Here is a 21,957-nt window from a genome sequence, read left to right as displayed (position 1 = left end):
TGTCAATGACCAAATAGAATTAAGTTAGTAGAATTAATTATCTGATTATCAATAATGCTCTTTTGAAAAGTAGAATTTACTCTCTGATTTTTTTTCAATACGGTGTCAAGCAGATTATTTGATTTGCATATACCATATTATATATAGATAAAAATGATAATTATCAAATCATACGATAATACAATAGAAAAAGTCTATTTTTGCGATCAATTAAAATAGACCATGGTTTATATCATGGGTGAAAATAAACTTTAGAATGAAATCTAATCCTAATATTCTTGTTGTAGTTCTATTCTTCCTGACATTCCTGATTCATTTTTCTCTTTGGAAATTTGTTTTTCATCTGGATGAAATTATCATTATCAAATTTTATCTTTTCCTGAGTGTCATGTTTATGATGATGATTACTTTAATTATTCTGATCAATAGAGTAGCTCCTGAATTTTTAGGATTATCTGTTATCGGTTTGATCCTTTTAAAATTCGGTTTGATGTACTTAATCAGGAAAAAATTGAACTTTGAAACAATTCCGGGCTATAAATTTCATTTTATCATACCATATTTTGTCCTGACAACGCTGCTTACGTACTATGCGATTAAGCTAATTAATCATGATAAAAAACAGTAAAATTATTTATTGAAACTAGAAAAAATATTATATTTTTGCACAACGAAAAAAACCTATCAATGTTTAAGAAATTCGCAGTTTTATTCTACAGTATTTTTGTATTAAACTTGGTGTCTGCACAGCACGGCGAGGCTACTGCTGGGGCGGCTCCTGCTCAAGAGCTTTCAGAGAAAGACAAAGTAAGTAAAGAAAACAAAGAATTCATCGATCATCACTTATTGGATGCTCATGATTTCACATTGATGGTTGACAAAGATGGTCACCACATCGGTTTCCCTCTTCCTGTTATTTTCTATGATAACGGTTTCCACGCTTTCATGAGTAATAAAGAAGGTTTCATGCATGGTGAACCAACTGAAGTAGATGGATCTTTTTATGTGCTACACCACGAAAAGATTTATAAGACAGATGCAGCAGGAACTTTGACAATCGGAGAAGATGGACACCCTACTAATGTGAAGCCATTGGATCTTTCAATTACGAAGAGTGTGCTTATCATTCTGTTAGTATCAATCTTTATGTTGGTATTGTTTGCCGGAATGGCTAAGTCTTATAAAAAATCTGTTGTTCCTACAGGAGCTGCAAGATTTTTAGAGCCATTAATTATTTTCGTAAGAGATGAAGTAGCAATCCCGAACATCGGACACAAGTATAAAAGATTTATGGGTTATTTATTAACAGTATTCTTCTTTATTCTTTTCCTTAACGTTCTAGGATTAATGCCTTTCGGAATCAATGTTACAGGTAATATTACAATGACATTCTTCCTGGCTATCCTTACTTATTTAATTACTACATTCTCTGCTAACAAAGATTACTGGAAACATATCTTCTGGATGCCGGGAGTACCAGTGCCAATGAAATTGATCATGCTTCCTATCGAATTATTAGGAACAATCACTAAGCCATTTGCATTAATGATCCGACTTTTTGCCAACATGACGGCAGGTCACATCGTAGTAATGAGTTTGATCGGGTTGATCTATGTATTCAAAAATTTTGTTGCAGGTGTAGCATTCCCGTTCTTGACATTAGTAATTTATTTATTGGAAGTATTAGTAGCGTTCCTACAAGCTTATATCTTTACAATGTTATCAGCTTTGTTTATCGGAATGGCGGTGCAGGAGCACGAGCACGAACACCACGCAGCTCACTAATCAAATTGAAAATTAATAGTATTTAAACAAATTTTTTAAAATTATATATTATGGAAATCCCTAAAATTGTAGGTGCTGGTATCGTAGTACTAGGTGTAGGTATCGGTCTTGGTAAAATCGGAGCTGCTGCTCTTGAAGCTATCGCTAGACAACCTGAACAATCTGGAAAAATCCAAACAGCTATGCTTATCGCAGCTGCACTTGTAGAAGGTGTTGCGTTTGCTGCTCTATTCGCAGTAAACTAATTAAAATCAAATCATTATCTGCAACGGTTGGTTGCAGGTAATGATTATTTAAAAAAGTAATAATTATTTATACATTTATATAATGGAATTAATTCATCAGTTTTCATCAGGATTATTTATTATCCAGTCTGTTATTTTTCTAGCGTTATTATTTCTGTTAGGTAAATTCGCTTGGAAACCTATTTTAAAGTCTATTAACGACAGAGAAACTTCTATTGTTGACGCTCTTAATCAAGCTAAATTGGCTAGAAAAGAAATGGAAACTTTAAAAGAGGATAACGAAAGAATCATTCGTGAAGCTAAAATCGAAAGAGATGCTATCCTTAAAGAAGCTAGAGAAATTAAGGACAGAATCGTAGGAGAAGCTAAAGATGCTGCTAAATCTGAAGGAGACAAATTGATCGAAGCTGCTAAGCAGACTATCCAGGCTGAGAAAAATGCTGCAATGGCAGATATCAAAACTCAAATCGGTACTTTATCTGTGAACATTGCTGAGTCTATCTTGAAACAAAAATTAGACAACAGCGAAGCTCAAAACGAATTAGTTCAAAATTATTTAAACAAATCAAACCTTAACTAAGAATGCTTACATCTAAAGTAGCTAAAAGATACGCACAAGGTTTACTTGACTTCACCAATGAAGCAGGTCAAACGGCTACTGTATTTTCAGAAATGAAAGATGTAGTAAAGGTAATGGCTGAATCTAAAGATTTAAACAAGTTTTTCCTTACACCTTACATCGATTCTAAAAAGAAAATAGAAGTAGCAAACGAAATTTTCAAAGGTTTATCTGTTTCTTCTCAAAACCTGATCAGATTAGTGATCAAGCACGGGCGTGAGAACCAATTGAAAAACATTGCTCAGGAATTCATCAATAAAGTTGAAGATCTTAGCGGTGTACAAAGAGTAACGCTTACTACAGCAACTCCACTTTCAAAAGAAAACCTTGATCAGATTTTAAGATCAACAAATCTTGTAAATGCTGATTCAAACTTTGATCTAACAGTGAATGTAAAACCTGAAATTCTTGGAGGATATGTTCTAAGAGTAGGTGACCAACAGGTAGATGCGTCTGTAAAGACTAAACTTAATCAAGTTAAAAAAGATTTCCAATTAAATTAAGAAAAACAACCATACAATGGCAGAAATAAATCCGGCAGAAGTATCTGCGATCTTAAAACAACAATTGGCCAACTTCGATACTCAATCCAACGTTGAGGAAGTAGGTACAGTTTTAACCATCGGTGATGGTATTGCTCGTGTATACGGGTTAGAAAACGTACAATACGGAGAGTTGGTGAAATTTTCTAGTGATGTAGAAGGTATTGTACTTAACCTTGAAGAAGACAACGTAGGGGTTGCTTTATTAGGTGAAAGTAAATTAGTAAAAGAAGGGGATACAGTAAGAAGAACAAACAGAATCTCTTCTATCAAAGTAGGAGAAGGAATGTTAGGAAGAGTAGTGGATACTCTTGGTAACCCTATCGATGGTAAAGGTCCTATTACTGGGGATTTATACGAAATGCCATTGGAAAGAAAAGCTCCTGGAGTTATCTACAGACAACCGGTAACTGAGCCTTTACAATCAGGTATCGTTGCGATCGACTCTATGATCCCTGTAGGAAGAGGACAAAGAGAGCTTATCATCGGTGACAGACAAACAGGTAAAACTACTGTTGCGATCGATACGATCATCAACCAAAAAGAATTCTTTGATGCTGGTAAACCAGTATATTGTATATATGTTGCTATCGGGCAGAAAGCTTCTACAGTAGCACAAATCGTTAAAACTCTTTCTGATAAAGGAGCTTTAGCATATACTGTAATTGTTGCTGCGAACGCATCAGATCCGGTTCCAATGCAGGTATACTCTGCGATGGCAGGTGCTGCTATCGGTGAGTTCTTCAGAGATACAGGTAGACCAGCACTTATCGTTTATGATGATTTATCTAAACAAGCTGTTGCTTACCGTGAGCTTTCTCTACTTTTAAGAAGACCACCGGGTCGTGAAGCTTATCCTGGAGACGTTTTCTATCTTCACTCAAGACTATTGGAAAGAGCTGCAAAAGTAATTGCTGATGATAACATCGCTAAGCAAATGAACGACTTGCCAGAATCTCTTAGACCAATTGTAAAAGGTGGTGGTTCATTAACGGCACTTCCAATCATCGAAACTCAGGCTGGTGACGTTTCTGCATATATCCCAACTAACGTAATCTCTATTACAGACGGACAGATCTTCTTGGAGTCTGATCTATTCAACTCAGGGGTTCGTCCTGCGATCAACGTAGGTATTTCTGTATCAAGGGTAGGAGGTAACGCTCAGATCAAATCAATGAAAAAAGTATCTGGTACATTGAAGCTTGACCAGGCTCAATATAAAGAACTAGAAGCGTTCGCGAAATTCGGTTCTGACCTTGATGCTTCAACGTTAGCAGTAATCTCTAAAGGAGAAAGAAACGTTGAGATCCTTAAGCAGCCAGTGAACTCTCCACTTCCTGTAGATAGCCAAGTTGCTATGATCTACGCAGGAACTGAGAACTTACTAAGAAATGTTCCATTGAACAAAGTAAAAGAATTCCAAATCGAATATATCGAATTCCTAAGATCTAAGCACCCAGATACAATGGCTGCGATCAAAGCTGGAAAAATCGATAACGATATTACAGGTGTTCTTAAGCAGGCAGCTAACGATTTAGCTTCTAAATACAACTAAAAAAATTCAATGTTTAAGGTTTAAAATATAGTGTTTTAAGCCTTAAACTTTAGACCTTAAACTTTGAACCCAAATTAATGGCAAACTTAAAAGAAATACGAGGCAGAATTACGTCAATTTCATCTACAATGCAGATTACACGTGCTATGAAAATGGTTTCGGCAGCGAAACTTAAAAAAGCACAAGATGCAATTGTAATGTTAAGACCTTATTCTGAAAAATTACAGGAGCTTATCCAGAATGTAAATTCTAGCTCAGATCCTGATCAAGTTTCTGTATATGCTCAGAAAAGAGAGGTTAAAAGAATACTTTTCATCGCTGTTACTTCAAACAGAGGTCTTGCGGGAGCTTTTAACTCTTCAATTGTAAAAGAGCTTAACCTTCAGTTTCAGGACAAATCTCAGTATGAGATTGAAGTTCTTCCTGTAGGTAAAAAAGTATACGATGCTGTAAGAAAAAGCCGTTCAGTATATGCTAATGGAAGTTCTGTTTATGATAATCTGAACTTTGATACTGTTGCTCATATTACTGAAGGAGTAATGACGAGTTTCATAGAAGGGAAATTTGACGAAGTTTATGTTATCTACAATAAATTCGTTAATGCAGCGACTCAGGAAGTAACTACAGAACAAGTGCTTCCAATCTCAATGCCTGAAAATACAGAGCCACAGGTTGAAACAGATTATATCTTTGAACCGAACAGAGCTGAGATCTTGGATAACTTAATTCCAAAGTCTATCAAAACTCAGATCTTCAAAGCAATCTTAGACTCAGTTGCATCTGAACACGGAGCGAGAATGACTGCAATGCACAAGGCGACAGATAACGCTCAAGCTTTAAAGAATGATCTTGTGATCTTCTACAACAAAGCGAGACAAGCTGCTATTACAAACGAAATCTTAGAGATTGTTTCAGGAGCAGAAGCTTTGAAAAATTCGTAAAGAATTATTTTAACATACTACAAAAGCATCGACAGCGTCGGTGCTTTTTTTATGGATGAAAAAGTTAAAAAAAGCTGCTCGTTAGTCTAAAGTCTCTTCTTTTCTTAAAAATGAAGTAGATGATCAATTATTTTTTTTGTGAGAAAATAGCAATATTTTAAAGACTTGTTTTTCTTCCCAAATAACCTTCATTGAAATAAGTTATTAGAAGCGGATTCAGGTTATTTATATTTTACATATCTTTGTACTTAATAAAATTTATACAACTTCTAAATGGACTCGGACATAGTCAGGCTTTTGCTGGCCTTATTTCTTGTTTTACTAAATGGCTTCTTCGTAGCCGCAGAATTTTCAATTGTTAAAGTTCGTTACTCACAAATTCAATTAAAAGCCGCAGAGGGCGACTCTATGGCAAAACAAGCAGAACATATCATCAAACATCTGGATGAATACCTTTCTGCAACGCAATTAGGGATTACTTTAGCCTCTCTTGCTCTAGGTTGGGTAGGGGAAAGTGCTTTACATCATATCGTGGAAAATATTTTTCACTCACTTAATTTTGAAATGAGCCAGGCTACGGTTACCTCAGTTTCTCTGGTGATCAGCTTTGTTTTAATTACAATTATGCATATTGTTTTTGGTGAGCTTATTCCAAAATCAATAGCGATCAGAAAATCAGAATCTACAACGATGGCAACTGCAGTTCCATTAAGGGTTTTTTATACGATTTTTAAGCCGTTTATCTGGTTGATGAACTCCATGTCTAATGGCTTTTTAAGACTGATAAAAATACATCCGGCTTCTGAACAGGAGATTCACTCAACAGAAGAGCTTCAGCTTTTGGTAAAACAAAGTGCTGATAGTGGAGAGATTGAAGAAGAAAACTATGAGATCATTAAAAATGCATTTGATTTTACAGATCATTCTGCTAAACAAATCATGGTTCCAAGACAGAATATTACTTCCATCGACTTTGAAGAAGATGTGAACGATATCATCAATAAAATTATGGACAGCGGTTATTCCCGTATCCCTGTATATATTGATTCTATTGACAATGTTATCGGAATTTTCTATACCAAGGAAATTATAAGAGAATTTGTCAAAAGAAAAGGCGATCTGGATCATGAGGACCTTAAAGATCTGATGCGTGATGCCTTTTTCGTAGTGGAAAGCAAAAAAGTTTCAGATTTATTGAAAACTTTCCAGTTAAAAAAACAACACATCGCTATTGTTATTGACGAATTTGGAGGAACTGAAGGAATTATCACTCTGGAAGATATTCTTGAAGAGCTGGTAGGGGAAATTCAGGATGAAGAAGATGATGAAGAAAAGATCGTTGATAAAATAGCGGATAATACCTATTGGGTACAGGCTACTCAGCCGTTGGATGAAATCAATGAATTCTTACCTAAGAAACTGCCTCTTTCAGAAGAAAGCGAATACAACTCGTTAGCCGGATTTATTCTTTATGAATTAGAAGAGATTCCGGAAGAAAATCAGGAATTTGACCTTGATAATTATCATTTTAAAATCCTGAAAATGAATAATAAGAGTGTAGAGCTCGTTGAATTGGTGTATCAGGAACCCAATGCTATTGACCATTTAGCCGATAAAATTGGTGAAGTTTAAAAACAACTAAGAATGAATTTTTATAATAGTATAAAAGATTACGAGAATCCCAAACGTCAATACGAGGAGGAAGTCCTTGTACTGGATGATACGGATGATGTGTACAAACTTGTATTGCATAACGACGATATCCATACCTTTGATTATGTGATAGACTCTCTGATCGAAATCTGTAAGCACACATTGGAACAGGCAGAGCAGTGCACGATTCTTGTCCATTATAAAGGTAAATGCACTGTAAAAACAGGCTCAATGGATCTTCTGAAGCCTATGCATGAAAAATTAATTTCAAGGGAATTAACCAGCGAAATCGTATAAAATAAAAAACCGGCAAATATATTGTCGGTTTTTTTATTAAATTCGGAGATGAAAATTGAGTAATAAAAGATAAATAACAAAGGCTCGTGATTTTCCTGTAAATCTTTTAACCTTTAAATGCTTTAATCTTTTAATTTCTCAATATTCTTACATTGCCACATTTTATCTAAAATAGTATATTTGTACCAACTATAAAGAAACAAAAAAGAATGCTTGTAATAGGAATTGCCGGTGGTACAGGATCCGGCAAAACTACAGTTGTTGACAAGATACTTCAGCAGCTTGATATTGAGGGAATGAATATCCTTTCTCAGGATAATTATTATCATGATAATCAAAATCTTACCCTGACAGAAAGAGAGGCTTTAAATTATGATCATCCGAAGTCCATCGATTTTGAATTACTGATAAAACACGTTAAAGCTTTAAAAAATAATGAGCCGATAGAACAGCCGATTTATAGCTTTGTAACACATTCCAGAACAGGGGATCATGTCACTGTAGAACCTAAAAACGTATTGGTAGTAGAAGGAATTTTAGTTCTTACCAATAAAGAATTATTGAAAGAATTTGACCTGAAAGTATTCGTTCATGCAGATTCTGACGAAAGACTGATCAGGAGGATCAGAAGAGATACCCAGGAAAGAGGAAGAGATCTGAGCGAGGTATTACACCGCTATCAGACGACTTTGAAACCAATGCACCAGGAATTCATCGAGCCATCAAAAAATGAAGCCGATCTTATTATCCCCAATATGAAACAGAATTCCGTAGCGATTGATTTTCTAACTACTGTTATTAAAAACTCGTTGAGAAAACATTAAAAAAATGGAAGAAAACAAACTCATCAAAGACATTCAGCCGAAATCTGAAACATTCAAACTTATCCAGAAATATGTTTTGAATAAGTATACCATTACGATCTGTCTGTTTTTGGTATGGATGATTTTCTTTGACAAAACTTCCTTTCTTGTCATTAACGAACTGAATGGTGAGATTCATAAATATGAAGAGCAGCTGGACTATTATAAAAAAGAATACGAAAAGAATGATGCTTTTTATAAAAAACTGATGAACAACAAATCAGAAAAAGAAAAATATGCAAGAGAGAATTATTTTATGAAAAAACCGAATGAGGAGATCTTCATTTTGGTGGTAGACAGTACAAAAGTCGCCAAAAAATAATAAAATTTGAATAGAATAGATCAATAGTGAATTTTGATTCACTTGCGAAGCAAAATTCACTATTGACCATTCATAAACAAAATAAAACTAATGTCAAATACCAATACATATCCAAACTGGGAAAATTTAGTAAAAAAACAGCTTAAAACCGAAGATATCTATACGATTTTGGAAAAAGAAAATCTGGAAGGAATAGAGGTAAAGCCTTTTTATACAGAAGTTCAGAAGCCTTTGGTAAACCTGCCAAGAGTGGAAGAAAGTACCCATTTGGTAGCCAGATACCACGAAAGCCTGGAAGATGAAGTATTTGCATTTATCCTGGACCAGAATGTAGAAAACCTGGAACAGAAAACCATTTTTGTCAATAATAAAGAGCTTGCAGGCCATATCAGTCCAAAAGAAGAAGATCAGTATTTTTCTTTGATTGATGTTTTTGATGAAAAAACAGGAACAATTGACGATCAATTGGCAAAAGAACTTTTGGCAAAAGAGTTTAAAAGAAGTATTTGTGTAGATATTTCATTACATCAGAATGCAGGTGCCGCTATTGATCAACAGCTAGGTATTGCTCTCGCAAAAACTAAAGAGTTGGTGGAACTGTATGGAGTGGATATTGTAAACCAATTGATTTTCAGAATTGCTGTAGGAGGAAATTATTTCTTTGAAATGGCGAAACTGAGAGCTTTTAAAATAGTTTTCAATCAGCTTTCCAAAGAATATGGGCTGGACGAAGTTCCTTACATTTTTGCAGAGACTTCTTTACGAAATAAAGCGGTTGCAGATAATGAAAATAATCTGATTCGTTCCACACTTGAACTTGCTTCAGCAATGATTGGCGGTGCTGATGCTGTTTTTACGAATAATTATCTGGTAGACAGAAGTACTGATAATTCGGAAGAAATTTCCTTCAAACAACAGATTGTTCTGGCTTATGAAAGTATCATTAATGTATTTGAGGACGCTTCCAATGGAAGTTATTACATTGAGGATATCACTAGACAAATTGCGGAAAAGTCATGGGCCCTATTTGTAGAAATAGAAGAAGCCGGAGGTTATCTGGAATTGTTAAAGCAAGGAATTATTCAGAAAAAAATCTATGATCACGCTATTCAGGAACAACAATGGATCGAAGAAGGAAAAATAAAGCTGATTGGGGTGAATTTATACCCTAAATTAGACATTAAAAAGTCGATCGCAGATCTATACAACGAAAAAGAAATAAAAGCCGTTCGTTGGGCAGAAATGTTTGAGTAAATTTTACTGTTCCCACAGATTTCTCATATTGCACAGATTTTTACAGATAAACTGTAGAAACTAAAAATATACACAAATGAATGAAAATGAAATAAGTTTTCTTATCAGAAAATCTATTTTTTCTGTATATAATGAGTTGGGACCAGGCTTATTAGAAAAAGTTTATGAAAAAGTTTTGGCATTTGAATTACAAAATAATGGTTTAAGTGTTAAAACGCAGGTAGCAATTCCGATAAGATTTAAAGGGATTATTATAGATTCAAGCTTTATTGCAGATATAATTGTGGAGGATAGAGTTATTATCGAAATAAAATCAATTCCGGAAATAAATAATGTTCATCACAAACAACTTTTAACCTATTTAAAATTGACTAATCTGAAATTAGGAATATTAGTTAATTTCAATACAGATTATATTGACAAAAGTATTATCAGAAAAATAAACGGAAATATTGCGTAAGCATTATTATCTGTGTAATCCGTGCAATCTGTGGGAAATAAATTACTAAACAAAGACATTCAAGCCTATGTCAATGCAAATCTGAAAACTGATCTGCACTCATTACTATTAAAAAAATCTCCGTTTTCTGAGGTTTCTATGCATGAAATTGTGCAACAGATCAAAGGAAAGCAGGTGGCGGAAAAGAAATTCCCATTTTTATTGCAAGATGGTATTGTTTTCCCTCCACAACTCAATCTGGAGCAATCTTCATCCGAAAAAACAGCTCTTTACAAATCCGAAATCCTGCAGGGGAAAAAATTTATCGATCTTACAAGTGGATTTGGAATTGATGCCTGGTATTTATCTCAAAATTTTGAAGACATCACTTTAATAGAGCAAAATGCAGAGCTTTTGGAGATTGTAGAGCATAATTGGGGTGTTTTAGGAAAGAAGGCCAGATTTATCAACAGAAGACTGGAAGATTTCTTAGAAGAAAATCAGGAAATATTCGATGTAATTTACCTCGACCCTGCAAGAAGAGACCAGAATAAAAATAAAGTTTTCCTTTTGGAAGATTTATCTCCCAACATCCTTGAAATTAAGGAAAAGTTGCTCTCAATTTCTAATCAGGTTGTTATTAAGCTTTCCCCGCTGATTGATCTTAAGTATCTAGTTTCGGTGCTGCCTAATATTTTCAGAATCGATATTATTGCTTTAAAAAATGATGTAAAAGAAGTGGTTGTATTTTTGTCTAACAAAAATATACCTGAGATCACCTGCAATTGTGTGAATCTTGAAAGTGGAGAACCCTCTTTTACATTTAAGTTTGGGGAAGAAGAAGGAGTTCACTCGGAGTATGCCGAACCTGAAAAATTTATTTATATTCCTAATAATACGATTTTAAAGGCCGGAGTATTCAACTTGATTTCAGAGAAGTTCAGCGTAAAAAAACTTCATCCTAATACCCATCTTTATACTTCAGCGGAAAAAAAGACAGACTTTCCGGGAAGATGTTTCGAAATGGAAATGATTGATTCTAAAAATATTAAAAAGAAAACACAGTTTAATATTATTTCAAAAAACTACCCTTTAAAGCCTGAAGAAATCAAGAAAAAATATGGTTTAAAAGATGGGGGAGAACAGTACCTTATTTTTACACAATCCAAAAAAGGAAAAATTATACTAAAATCAGTCTAAAAATGTTGCCGAAAAAAGCAGGATTTCTTACTTTTGGGCAATTAAAAATTTAAGCATGAAATTGCTCACTGTTTAGATCTGAGAACAGATTAAAATAAAGCGATTTCGTATGACCTTTAAAAAAATAAATTTTACATATGAAAAAATTAGTTATATGTTTAGCGATTGCAACTGTAGCTGTAAGCTGTAAAAAAGTGCCGGAAGGAGGAAACAAAGCCGTGATAAAACTGGAAGAAGGAGTAGAGAGATATTCAGATGACCCTCAAGGGGGTGCAGAAGCTCACGGACAAAGTCATGAAGCTGCTGCTGATCACAAAGAAGAGGCTGCTGTAAAATCAGAAGCTGAAGCTCCTAAAAAGGATAGCACTACTGCTGCAAAACCTGCTGAAGCAGAAAAAGCTCCAAAAGCTGAACACTAATTAATAGTATACAATATACAATGCCCTGTTTTTACGGGGCATTTTTTATTAAAAAAAATCATTAAACAGTCCATAAAGGCAACCTGAACAACAGATTGGAAAAATCCTCTGTTTTTGCTTGTTCCTGCAATGCATTTTTTTTAATTTTAACCAAACAAATTTTTACAATGCAAGAGACATTAAATTACATTAACGAAAACAAGCAGCGTTTCGTGGATGAATTATTTGAGTTATTGAGAATTCCTTCTATTTCTGCAGATCCGGCTTATAAAAATGACGTACTGAAGTGTGCAGATGTATGTGCAGAACACCTTAGAAATGCTGGGGCTGACAATGTTGAAATCTGCGAAACAAAAGGGTATCCAATTGTTTTCGGAGAAAAAATCATAGATAAAAACCTACCTACAGTATTGGTATACGGACATTATGATGTGCAACCGGCAGACCCGCTGGAACTTTGGACAAAGCCTCCATTTGAACCTTATATTGAGAAAACCGAACTTCACCCTGATGGAGCCATCTTCGCAAGAGGAGCTGCGGATGATAAAGGACAGTTTTTTATGCATTTAAAGGCTTTTGAAGCGATGATGAGAACCAATACGCTTCCGTGCAATGTTAAATTCATCCTTGAAGGAGAAGAAGAGGTAGGTTCTGTAAGTCTTGGAGATTTCGTTAACGAGAATAAAGAAAAACTATCTTGTGATTGTATTTTAATTTCAGATACACATATCTACAGCAATGAACAACCCACTGTTACAACAGGTTTAAGAGGGTTGAGCTATGTAGAAGTAGAGGTAGAAGGACCCAACAGAGACCTGCATTCAGGACTTTACGGAGGGGCAGTGCCAAATCCTATTCATGTGCTTTCAAGAATGATTGCTAACCTTATTGACGAAGACGGACATATTACTATTGATGGTTTCTACGATAATGTTGAAATCGTATCTGATTCAGATAGAACAGAAATGAATAAACTGAAGGATAATCCTGAAGAATTCAAAAAATCAATCGGATTAAGTAATATTGAAGGAGAGAAAGGCTATACAACATTAGAAAGAACTTCTATTCGTCCGACTCTGGATTGTAATGGTATTTGGGGAGGATATACAGGAGAAGGAGCTAAAACAGTAATTCCTTCTAAGGCTTTTGCTAAAATTTCAATGCGTCTTGTACCTTATCAGACCCCGGAAGAAATTACAGAGAAATTCACTAAGTATTTTGAAAAAATTGCACCGGATACCGTAAAAGTGAAAGTAACACCTCACCACGGAGGAATGCCATACGTATTACAAAGCGATACCAAAGAATTCTTAGCCGCTAAAAAAGCGATGGAAACAGCATTCGGTAAAGAAGTATTGCCATACAGAAGTGGAGGAAGTATCCCTATTACAGCAATGTTTGAAAAAGTTTTAGGAGCAAAATCTGTACTGATGGGCTTTGGATTGGATTCTGATGCAATCCACTCTCCAAATGAACATTATGGATTATTTAATTTCTATAAAGGGATTGAAAGTATTCCGTTGTTTTTTGAGAATTATTCAAAGTAGTACACCTCTTACCTATAAAAAACAAGCTGTTTCAGAAATGAAGCAGCTTTTTTATATACGGAACAACCATGGCTGGAGAAAAGATCGGGGCAGACTGAATAGAAAGAGAATATATCATGTATTTTCATTCTGCAACTTATCATCACTGTCACAACCAAAAAGAGACCTTTTCTAAAAATATAATTAAAAAATAACCAATAATTATTGAATAGCTTAGAAATATAAGTGAGTTATAAAAATTCCGATTAAACTTTTCATATTTGAAATTCGATCTCTATATCAAGAATAGTCAAACCTTTTAATAATCAATACTTTATTCTTTTATCGTGAATTATGACAAATAATTAAAAATAATCTATAATATTGGTTTTTAATATTGTTTTTGGGTGTTTTTATGATTTTATTTACTTAATATTGGGTTTTTTGTTGTTGTGTTTTTAATTTAGTAATGCTAATTATATAAAAAAAAAATAATGAAAAAAGTATTACTTTCTATTGTATTTATACTGCTAAATGCAATTTCACAAATCAACGCGCAAACTCTTATTTTCGAAGAGAAATTTGAAACAACACCAACTTTTCAGATCCCTTCAGGGTGGATTGCCATAGCCAGGAATGGAGGTTCAGGCTGGATGGTTTCAAGTTCTGTACCTTCCTCTTTAGTTGGTGGGTTTTCAGGAAAAGTAGTAAGTGTACGGGCAAGTAGTATGTCAGATGATAAACTTCTGATTACTCCTCTTATCAATTTACAAGCAGGAAATTCTTTCTCTTTAAACTTTCTTATAGGAGCTACCGGTTCCGCAAATAAACATTATGCGGTGTACGTATTGCAGTCACCAGTATCCTCATTTACAGGTACAGAAACCCCTGCCCTTGAGGGAAATATATCAACAGGTGGTACTGCTGTATTAAAAACAATTAATCTATCAGGCTATGGTGGGCAAAATGTTAGAGTTTATTTTAGAATGTTTAACTCTTCCGGTGATAATGGGACTTTGATCCTTGATGATGTTCAGATCCGTCATCAGGGGGTACTGGGAACTTCGGAAATAAAGCAGGATAGCCATTCGGAAATATATCCCAATCCTGTTTCAGATGATATACATTTAAAATCTGAATTCAAAATCATCAAAGCTGAAGTCTTTGATGCAACAGCAAGAAAAATGAATACAACATTGAATAATAGTATATTAGATGTAAGAAACCTTCAGCCGGGAACCTATTTAATCAATATTACAACCACCAATAAAACCTATTCTCAAAAATTTATTAAAAAATAACCTGCAATCATTATGAGTGAACAGGATATTTTATTGAGATATCCCTGTATTCACAAGGAATTACCCAAAATAAATATATTTATCAAGCGTTTCGGTATCGAAACGCTTGATTGTTTTTAATTGAATTGATTGGAAATATTTAAAATAAACTATTTTATGACAGAAATATGTTGTTTTTACTGGTTTTTATTGATTTTAATTTAGGACGCTTTGTTTTTGTTTATGATATTTATAAATTGGAATAATAAACACAATAAAAAACTTTAAAAAACACAATTATGAAAAAAACATTATTTTTCTTCCTATTATTAGGAATGATTCTGCAATGTAATGCACAAGTCACTATTTCTGAAGAGATATTTGAGTCGATAACATATCCGGATCTGCCGGCCGGCTGGACAACGGTAGATCGAAGTAATGATACTTTAATGCTTGATTGGAAAGGAGGATATGATATCGCTGGACTGAGTGATCCTTGGGGATTTTCAGGAAAAATAGCATTAAAAAATAAAATGACCTGCCAATCAATCTGATTTAATTTTTTATATATAAAAAAATGTCTTAATATTTGATAATTATTCAAAACAACATTTGTTTTTATATAAAATCGACTAACTGGCAATGCGTTCCGATATCGGAACGCATTATTGTTTTTATATAAATTATTTAAAAATGTTTAAAATAATCTATTTTTAAGCAAATTAATATCTTTTTTAGGGTATTTTGTGATTTTTTATTTGCTCAAGTTGGTTTTTGTTTATGATGTTTATAATTTAGTTCGAAATTAAAAAACAACAGAAAATTAAAAAAACAGTTTATGAAGAAAACATTATTTTCGATCGTGCTATTGAGTATTGGACTCCAATTTAATGCACAAACCACAATTTTTGAAGAAACATTTGAAACTACAGCAAGTCCTAATCTTCCTACTGGATGGGCAATGGTAGATAGGGATGGGGAAGGAAGTAAATGGGCTGTTATTGATAATGCACCTAATATGGGAGGTGGAATGACAGGTCGATTTGTAGCTACGGTTTCAATAAACTCTTCCGGTGATCATCTACTATCTTCTCCTGTAATCAATTTGCAAGGAAATAGTTCTTATTCTCTAACTTATCAAATAGGAGTGATTGGAGCAACACAAGATGCACCATATCCTTCTGAAAATCATTATGCTCTTTATATATTACCGGCAACAGGTGTATTTACAGGTAATGAAACTCCAATTTTTGAAGAAACAGTTAGCAGTCTTCTTTCTAATCCCAATCTAAGAACTGTTAATTTATCAAATTATGCCGGACAAAATATTAAAATGCATTTCAGGCAATTTAATGGTCCTGCTTCATACGGAAGTATGCTAATGATGGATGACGTTCGTATTACTCAACAACAAGTATTAGCAACATCAGAAGTGAATTCAAATGCAAAGGTTGGTATTTATCCTAATCCTACTTCAGATTATGTTTTTCTAAAATCCAAATCGAAAATTACTAAAGCGGAAGTTTTTGATATAGCGGGAAGAAAAATGAATGTAGGATTCAATGAAAATAGGGTTGATGTTAGAAATTTAAAGTCGGGAGCTTATATGCTTAAGGTAACAAGCGAAAATAAAACCTATTCTCAAAAAATTATTAAAAAATAACTTGTTAGCATTATCAATAGCTATCGGCTGGGTGCTTCTTTAAGCAATAATGTATTTTATTAAAAAATATCGTTGTTATTCCCTGAGAATAATTAAAAAAAACAATTTTTCACATAGAGCTCCTTCGTTAATAAAGCATTTCGATATCGAAATGCTTTATTGTTTTATAAAATTTGGGATAAGTCATGGAAAATAATCTATTCAATGACAAATTAATAACGCATTTGAGTCTTCTGGGTCTTTTTCTTTATTTAAAATTTGTTTTTATGGGTGGTATATGTAATTTGGTATCAGAAATTAAAATATAAACTAAAAAACACATTTATGAAAAAAGTACTACTATGTACCCTGATTTTATTAGGGATGATGTTTTCTGCGTCTGCTCAGACCATTACTTTTGAGGAAACTTTCGAATCACTCACAGAGCCAAGCCTGCCGGCAGGGTGGAGTTCTGCCTCTACTGATCCCACAGCAATTAATTTACCTTGGATGGGGGGTGATATGCCTTTTTCAAATGCTTTAGGATTTTCAGGAAAGACAGCAACGATTATATCATCTACAACTTCTGATGTTTTATTGATTTCGCCAGAAATAGCTTTACCGGCAGGAAGTAATTATTCCTTATCATTTTTAATTGGCAGGATTGAAGGACAACCTGATCCTTTAAATAATCATTATGCAGTATATGTACTTCCGGCTACAAGTGCATTTGTGAATACGGCAGCACCTAGTTTAGAAGAAGATATTTCAGTTACGAATGTTGCGATAGCAAAGAATGTAGATTTATCTGCTTTTGCAGGACAAACTGTTAAAATTTATTTCAGACAATTTAATAGTTCTGTTTCCGTGTCAATGCTAATGCTTGATACTATTCGTATCACTCGACAACAGGTTTTGGCTACTTCAGAAGTGATTTCAGACAATCAGCTTGGAATTTATCCTAATCCTGCTTCAGATTATGTTTTTCTAAAATCCAAATCAAAAATTACTAAAGCGGAAGTTTTTGATATAGTGGGAAGAAAAATGAATACAGGATTCAATGAAAATAGGGTTGATGTTAGAAATTTAAAGTCGGGAGCTTATATGCTCAAGGTAACAAGCGAAAATAAAACCTATTCTCAAAAAATTATTAAAAAATAACTTGTTAGCATTATCAATAGCTATCGGCTGGGTGCTTCTTTAAGCAATAATGTATTTTATTAAAAAATATCGTTGTTATTCCCTGAGAATAATTAAAAAAAACAATTTTTCACATAGAGCTCCTTCGTTAATAAAGCATTTCGATATCGAAATGCTTTATTGTTTTATAAAATTTGGGATAAGTCATGGAAAATAATCTATTCAATGACAAATTAATAACGCATTTAAGTTTTCTGGGGCTTTTTTTTATTTAAAGTTTGTTTTTATGGGTGGTATATGTAATTTGGTATCAGAAATTAAAATATAAACTAAAAAATACACTAGTTAAGATGGAGGATGGAAGCAAGACATATTTTCAAAAACTGATAAAGAAATAAATATAACCCTATTTTTTGAGAGAACGCTTCAATTTGAAGCGTTTTTTTATGCTTTTATACTGAGCTTTAAGCATGGTTTATTCGGGTTTTTATGCCTGAGATAAAATTAAATTCACTGAAAATAAAAACGTTATTATTTATTTGTGATAAGTTATTTCACCTTTCATGGAAAGTATTTATTTTTAGTACAAAACTTGATATGACTATGAAAAAATACTACTTAATTGCAGTTTTCTTATTTTCTGCATTTTATTTTGCACAAGAGACGATTTCTTTTGAAACTACAGAAGGCTTTATGCCGGGAAACATTCATGGACAGTCAGCCTGGATCAGTACTCCGACAGGAGGGGTTCCTGATAATGTAATGAATCAGACGATCAGCGCGGATGCATCTAGCGATGGAAGTTATTCTCTGAAAATTGTGAAAGAAACCATGTATGGAACTCAAACAGACCCTATTATAGGAGGGTTTTACAATTTACCTGCCCCGCTTTCTCCATCCAATTTTTCAGTCTCATTTGATATTCGAATGTCTCAGTTAAATGGTTCTGTTTTTGGTTTTCAGGGAATCAACAGTGTAGATGAAGACTTTGTGGTAAGACTGGATTTCGATAAAACAGGGATTGTAAAAATTTTAAGCCCGATTTCCGGGGTATTGAATCTTGTTTCTACTGCGATTTCCTGGACTCCGAATACCTGGTATGCAATTAAAATAGTAGGAAGTGCCACAGGTGTTCAATATTACCTCAATGATATATTAATTTACAACGGTTCGGCAGCAAGCCCGTTACATATGGATCAATTGCGTTTTGTACATGATAACGCTTTAGGAACAGCCTATATTGATCATATTAAAATTAACAATGATTTGGTATTATCAACCAATAACGCTGTTAAAAAGAATGGAGAATTGATAATGTATCCCAATCCGGCAATAGAATTTGTTAAGGTCAATACAACTCATGACATTAAAAGTATAACAATTTCTGATACTACAGGTAAAAAGATAGAAACCATTTGGAATGGGACAAATATTGATGTCAGACATCTCCCTTCAGGAATATATTGGATTAGTGTTGAAATTGGTGATAGAAAGTATACAGAGAAAATTATTAAGAAATAGAACGTTACTGTTTTATTGTTATGTGGGAGAATAAAATTTTGTTTTTCTTTTAATAAGAGTTGTGGATTAAAATTATTCTATATATTTTTATAAACGACTAAAAAAATTAATAACATGAAAAAAACAATTGCAATTTTATGCACACTTTTGTGTGCAAACTCTTTATTTTCTCAACAGTGGACAGGTAATAATACAACTACAGATCCTATTTACAGAGGTGGGCCTGTAAGCGTGGGAACAACTCAATCTTATGATAGATTTACTTTAGGTAAGGGGAATTTAAGAATGGTAGATGGTATGATTAAATTTGGTTATTTTACACCACCAAGAGGGTCATTTCGTGATTCTTATTTTACAATTCAAAATTATGTAAATCCGTCAAGTCCTTCTAATGTTGATGGTCTTTATATATATCCTTCTCATGACGGGCTTAGTTCAATAGATGATGTTCCTTACGAAAGTAAAGCTTTCTTCATTTCTTCCGCCTCTAAAATAGGGATGGGAACCAATACTTTAACTTGTGCAGATTGTGACAGCTATCGTCTATTTGTAAAGGATGGAATTAAAACTGAGAAATTAAAGGTTGAAATTGCAGCCAACAACGGCTGGGCAGATTATGTATTTGCTAAAGATTATAAACTGATGCCTTTAAAAGAACTACAATCTTATATTGACGATAAAGGCCACTTACCGGAAGTTCCCACTACGGAAGAAGCTATCAAAAACGGGATAGAACTTAAAGAAATGAATATTCTTTTGCTTAAAAAAGTAGAAGAGCTTACCCTCTATACATTACAACAGCAAAGTCAAATAGACAAGCAGCAAAAGTATATGGACGAACAAAATAAGCGAATGGAAAGACTAGAAAAAAAGATTCATAAATAATCGATTAATCATTTAAGTATTATTTATGAAAAAATTTTTTTTATCAATGTCTCTGGCGATGTCATTGCTGGCATATGCCCAAGGAGAAAACAACAACTGGTACTTTGGATATAAAGTAGGACTCAATTTTTCAGGAAGTACTCCCCAGTTTGTGAATGGTAGTACCATGGATTCTTATAGCTCATCAGCGACAGTAAGTGATAGCAACGGAAATCTATTGTTTTATAGTGATGGGAATGAGGTTTGGAACAGAGAAAATCAGGTAATGCCAAACGGACTTATTGAACATGGCGGGCCCCAGTTGGCTACTGTAAAACATCCTACAAATCCCAATTTATATTATATTTTTGCAACAACATTTTTATATAGTACGGGTATAATCCGGTATTCTGTAGTGGATATGTCTTTAGGGGGTAATGGTTCAAACGGACAACCTTTGGGTGATGTTGTACAAAATCTTGTAAAAATTCCTGTTTTAGATGGTCAGGGGAATGAAATTAGTGATGCGAGATCGGTAGTTATTGTTCCACACGGAGATGGTAATTCTTATTGGGTCCTTGTAACTAATGGGAAAAAATTATATGCTTATCGCTTAAGCAGTTCAGGGTTAAGTACAATACCTGTTGTGAGTGATTTAGGGACCTCCGGCTTTTATACTGCTTATGATGGAATTTCTATGAAGGCTTCTCCTGAAATAAAAGGCACATGTAATTATTCACACTTTATATGCATATCCAATTCTAATCCGGGGGCAGGAAACAATGAAGGGATGGTACGCTCTTTTGATAATCTTTCCGGATCTATTACTACAGATTATAATTTGTCTATTGCAGGAACAGATGCTTTCAATGCCGAATTCAATCAGTATGCTAATATATTGTATGTAAGTAGTTTTTATGGAGTTGGGGCTACTACTACTTTTTACGCAGTAGATTTGCTTAACTCAACAAATTCTAATGTAGTCTCCACTCCGATTTATAATGGAATGTGGGGTACAAACGGTATAGGTTATCCCACCACTATTCAAAGGAATGCAAAAGGAGACATTTATTTTCATTTTGTGAGCTATAACGAAGGACGTAGTTTGAGCCAGATCGTTAATCCTGACGTATACGGGCAAAGCTCTATAAATCTTAATGCTTTAAATGCTTCAAGTGCTATGATTTTTGTGGGAGCTACTAATAGTTTCCCTTCATTGCTGCCAACACTTTCAAGAAGAACGGGAGCTTGTGTGGCTTCCTATGATTTAACTACTGCGGAGACCCATAATACTCCGTATACTTATCATGCAAGTAATACCATTACTACAGAGCTCAATTATAAAGTGAATTCCACGCAGGATATCACAATGAAAGCAGGAAACAGTATTAGTCTTCTTCCTAACACTTATATTGAAAGTGGAGCTAAATACTTAGCAAAAATAGAAGATTGCAAATGTTCAGGAGGTGGAATTGAGGCAAAAAGCCAAAATCTAAAAGATAATATGCACCTGAATTTAAGAAATGGGCAACCTAATAATGCAATTGATAAAAAAGAGCTTGTTGCAAAAGTAAAATTATTCCCGAATCCGGCTTCAGACATTCTGAATGTTGCAACCTCTTCAGAAATCAAGAATGCTTCTATTGTAGATATATCAGGAAAAGTGATCAATGTAAAATTAGATGGCAATAAAATTGATATCAAACAGCTTCCTTCAGGAACTTATATTCTGAGTATAGAAACAAAAGAAGGAAAAACCAGTCAGAAGTTTATAAAAAAATAATATCTGACAAATCTTAGTATCGTTAAACGCTCCAATTTGGAGCGTTTTTGTTATTTTAGAGCATTAA

General features: G+C 33.9%; 23 protein-coding genes. All 23 read left to right on the top strand.

The features are described 5' to 3' along the window. The first annotated feature begins 256 nt into the window (after positions 1-256). The 23 genes from CW752_RS02265 to CW752_RS02155 all read left to right on the top strand — a co-directional run bounded on the left by CW752_RS02265 (position 257) and on the right by CW752_RS02155 (position 21,890). On the top strand, positions 257-628 hold the full coding sequence (locus CW752_RS02265) for a hypothetical protein (RefSeq protein WP_101238171.1): 372 nt from the start codon (positions 257-259) through the stop codon (positions 626-628). 59 nt (positions 629-687) lie between these two features. Continuing rightward, entirely contained in the window at positions 688-1,785 is a 1,098-nt protein-coding gene (gene atpB, locus CW752_RS02260) for a F0F1 ATP synthase subunit A (protein ID WP_101238170.1), read from the top strand. A 50-nt stretch (positions 1,786-1,835) separates the two neighbouring features. Next, positions 1,836-2,030, top strand: a complete 195-nt coding sequence (gene atpE, locus CW752_RS02255; protein WP_002979108.1) for an ATP synthase F0 subunit C — start codon at positions 1,836-1,838, stop codon at positions 2,028-2,030. Positions 2,031-2,112: 82 nt separating this feature from the next. Continuing rightward, positions 2,113-2,610, top strand: a complete 498-nt coding sequence (locus CW752_RS02250) for a F0F1 ATP synthase subunit B (RefSeq protein WP_027372518.1) — start codon at positions 2,113-2,115, stop codon at positions 2,608-2,610. 2 nt (positions 2,611-2,612) lie between these two features. After that, positions 2,613-3,152, top strand: a complete 540-nt coding sequence (gene atpH / locus CW752_RS02245) for an ATP synthase F1 subunit delta (protein WP_101238169.1) — start codon at positions 2,613-2,615, stop codon at positions 3,150-3,152. A 16-nt stretch (positions 3,153-3,168) separates the two neighbouring features. Then, entirely contained in the window at positions 3,169-4,746 is a 1,578-nt protein-coding gene (atpA, locus tag CW752_RS02240) for a F0F1 ATP synthase subunit alpha (RefSeq protein WP_101238168.1), read from the top strand. Positions 4,747-4,823: 77 nt separating this feature from the next. Then, positions 4,824-5,687, top strand: coding sequence for an ATP synthase F1 subunit gamma (gene atpG, locus CW752_RS02235; RefSeq protein WP_101238167.1), 864 nt, complete (start codon positions 4,824-4,826; stop codon positions 5,685-5,687). Between the two features lie 273 nt (positions 5,688-5,960). Beyond that, positions 5,961-7,319 (top strand): hemolysin family protein, encoded by a 1,359-nt coding sequence (locus tag CW752_RS02230; RefSeq protein ID WP_101238166.1) that lies wholly within the window; start codon positions 5,961-5,963, stop codon positions 7,317-7,319. Between the two features lie 12 nt (positions 7,320-7,331). Then, positions 7,332-7,637, top strand: coding sequence for an ATP-dependent Clp protease adaptor ClpS (locus CW752_RS02225; protein WP_101238165.1), 306 nt, complete (start codon positions 7,332-7,334; stop codon positions 7,635-7,637). Between the two features lie 209 nt (positions 7,638-7,846). Further along, complete coding sequence (gene udk / locus CW752_RS02220; RefSeq protein ID WP_101238164.1) at positions 7,847-8,461, top strand: uridine kinase; 615 nt, start codon at positions 7,847-7,849, stop codon at positions 8,459-8,461. Between the two features lie 4 nt (positions 8,462-8,465). After that, the gene (locus tag CW752_RS02215) at positions 8,466-8,822 is read left to right on the top strand and encodes an FtsB family cell division protein (RefSeq protein WP_101238163.1); all 357 of its coding nucleotides are present in this window, start codon (positions 8,466-8,468) and stop codon (positions 8,820-8,822) included. A gap of 90 nt (positions 8,823-8,912) precedes the next feature. Next, a complete protein-coding gene (locus CW752_RS02210) occupies positions 8,913-10,076 on the top strand; it encodes a methylmalonyl-CoA mutase family protein (RefSeq protein WP_101238162.1) in 1,164 nt (387 codons plus the stop codon). A gap of 76 nt (positions 10,077-10,152) precedes the next feature. Next, positions 10,153-10,536, top strand: a complete 384-nt coding sequence (locus CW752_RS02205) for a GxxExxY protein (protein ID WP_101238161.1) — start codon at positions 10,153-10,155, stop codon at positions 10,534-10,536. A gap of 30 nt (positions 10,537-10,566) precedes the next feature. Next, positions 10,567-11,715 (top strand): class I SAM-dependent methyltransferase, encoded by a 1,149-nt coding sequence (locus tag CW752_RS02200; RefSeq protein WP_101238160.1) that lies wholly within the window; start codon positions 10,567-10,569, stop codon positions 11,713-11,715. 137 nt (positions 11,716-11,852) lie between these two features. Beyond that, positions 11,853-12,134: a hypothetical protein gene (locus CW752_RS02195; RefSeq protein WP_101238159.1), complete on the top strand. Its 282-nt coding sequence runs from the start codon at positions 11,853-11,855 to the stop codon at positions 12,132-12,134. A 167-nt stretch (positions 12,135-12,301) separates the two neighbouring features. Further along, complete coding sequence (locus tag CW752_RS02190) at positions 12,302-13,681, top strand: dipeptidase (protein WP_101238158.1); 1,380 nt, start codon at positions 12,302-12,304, stop codon at positions 13,679-13,681. A gap of 473 nt (positions 13,682-14,154) precedes the next feature. Next, complete coding sequence (locus CW752_RS02185) at positions 14,155-14,961, top strand: T9SS-dependent choice-of-anchor J family protein (protein ID WP_101238157.1); 807 nt, start codon at positions 14,155-14,157, stop codon at positions 14,959-14,961. Between the two features lie 278 nt (positions 14,962-15,239). Then, entirely contained in the window at positions 15,240-15,494 is a 255-nt protein-coding gene (locus CW752_RS02180) for a hypothetical protein (RefSeq protein ID WP_101238156.1), read from the top strand. 284 nt (positions 15,495-15,778) lie between these two features. Continuing rightward, entirely contained in the window at positions 15,779-16,603 is an 825-nt protein-coding gene (locus tag CW752_RS02175) for a T9SS-dependent choice-of-anchor J family protein (RefSeq protein WP_101238155.1), read from the top strand. Positions 16,604-16,927: 324 nt separating this feature from the next. Next, entirely contained in the window at positions 16,928-17,743 is an 816-nt protein-coding gene (locus CW752_RS02170) for a T9SS-dependent choice-of-anchor J family protein (RefSeq protein WP_133121636.1), read from the top strand. Positions 17,744-18,325: 582 nt separating this feature from the next. Further along, the gene (locus CW752_RS02165; protein ID WP_185117554.1) at positions 18,326-19,243 is read left to right on the top strand and encodes a T9SS type A sorting domain-containing protein; all 918 of its coding nucleotides are present in this window, start codon (positions 18,326-18,328) and stop codon (positions 19,241-19,243) included. Positions 19,244-19,357: 114 nt separating this feature from the next. Then, complete coding sequence (locus CW752_RS02160) at positions 19,358-20,128, top strand: hypothetical protein (RefSeq protein WP_101238152.1); 771 nt, start codon at positions 19,358-19,360, stop codon at positions 20,126-20,128. Positions 20,129-20,153: 25 nt separating this feature from the next. Then, a complete protein-coding gene (locus CW752_RS02155) occupies positions 20,154-21,890 on the top strand; it encodes a T9SS type A sorting domain-containing protein (RefSeq protein WP_101238151.1) in 1,737 nt (578 codons plus the stop codon). Positions 21,891-21,957 lie beyond the last annotated feature (67 nt).

It is taken from the genome of Chryseobacterium sp. PMSZPI (assembly GCF_002835665.1).
GTDB lineage: Bacteria > Bacteroidota > Bacteroidia > Flavobacteriales > Weeksellaceae > Chryseobacterium.
This window is presented reverse-complemented; position numbering and strand designations above follow the sequence as displayed.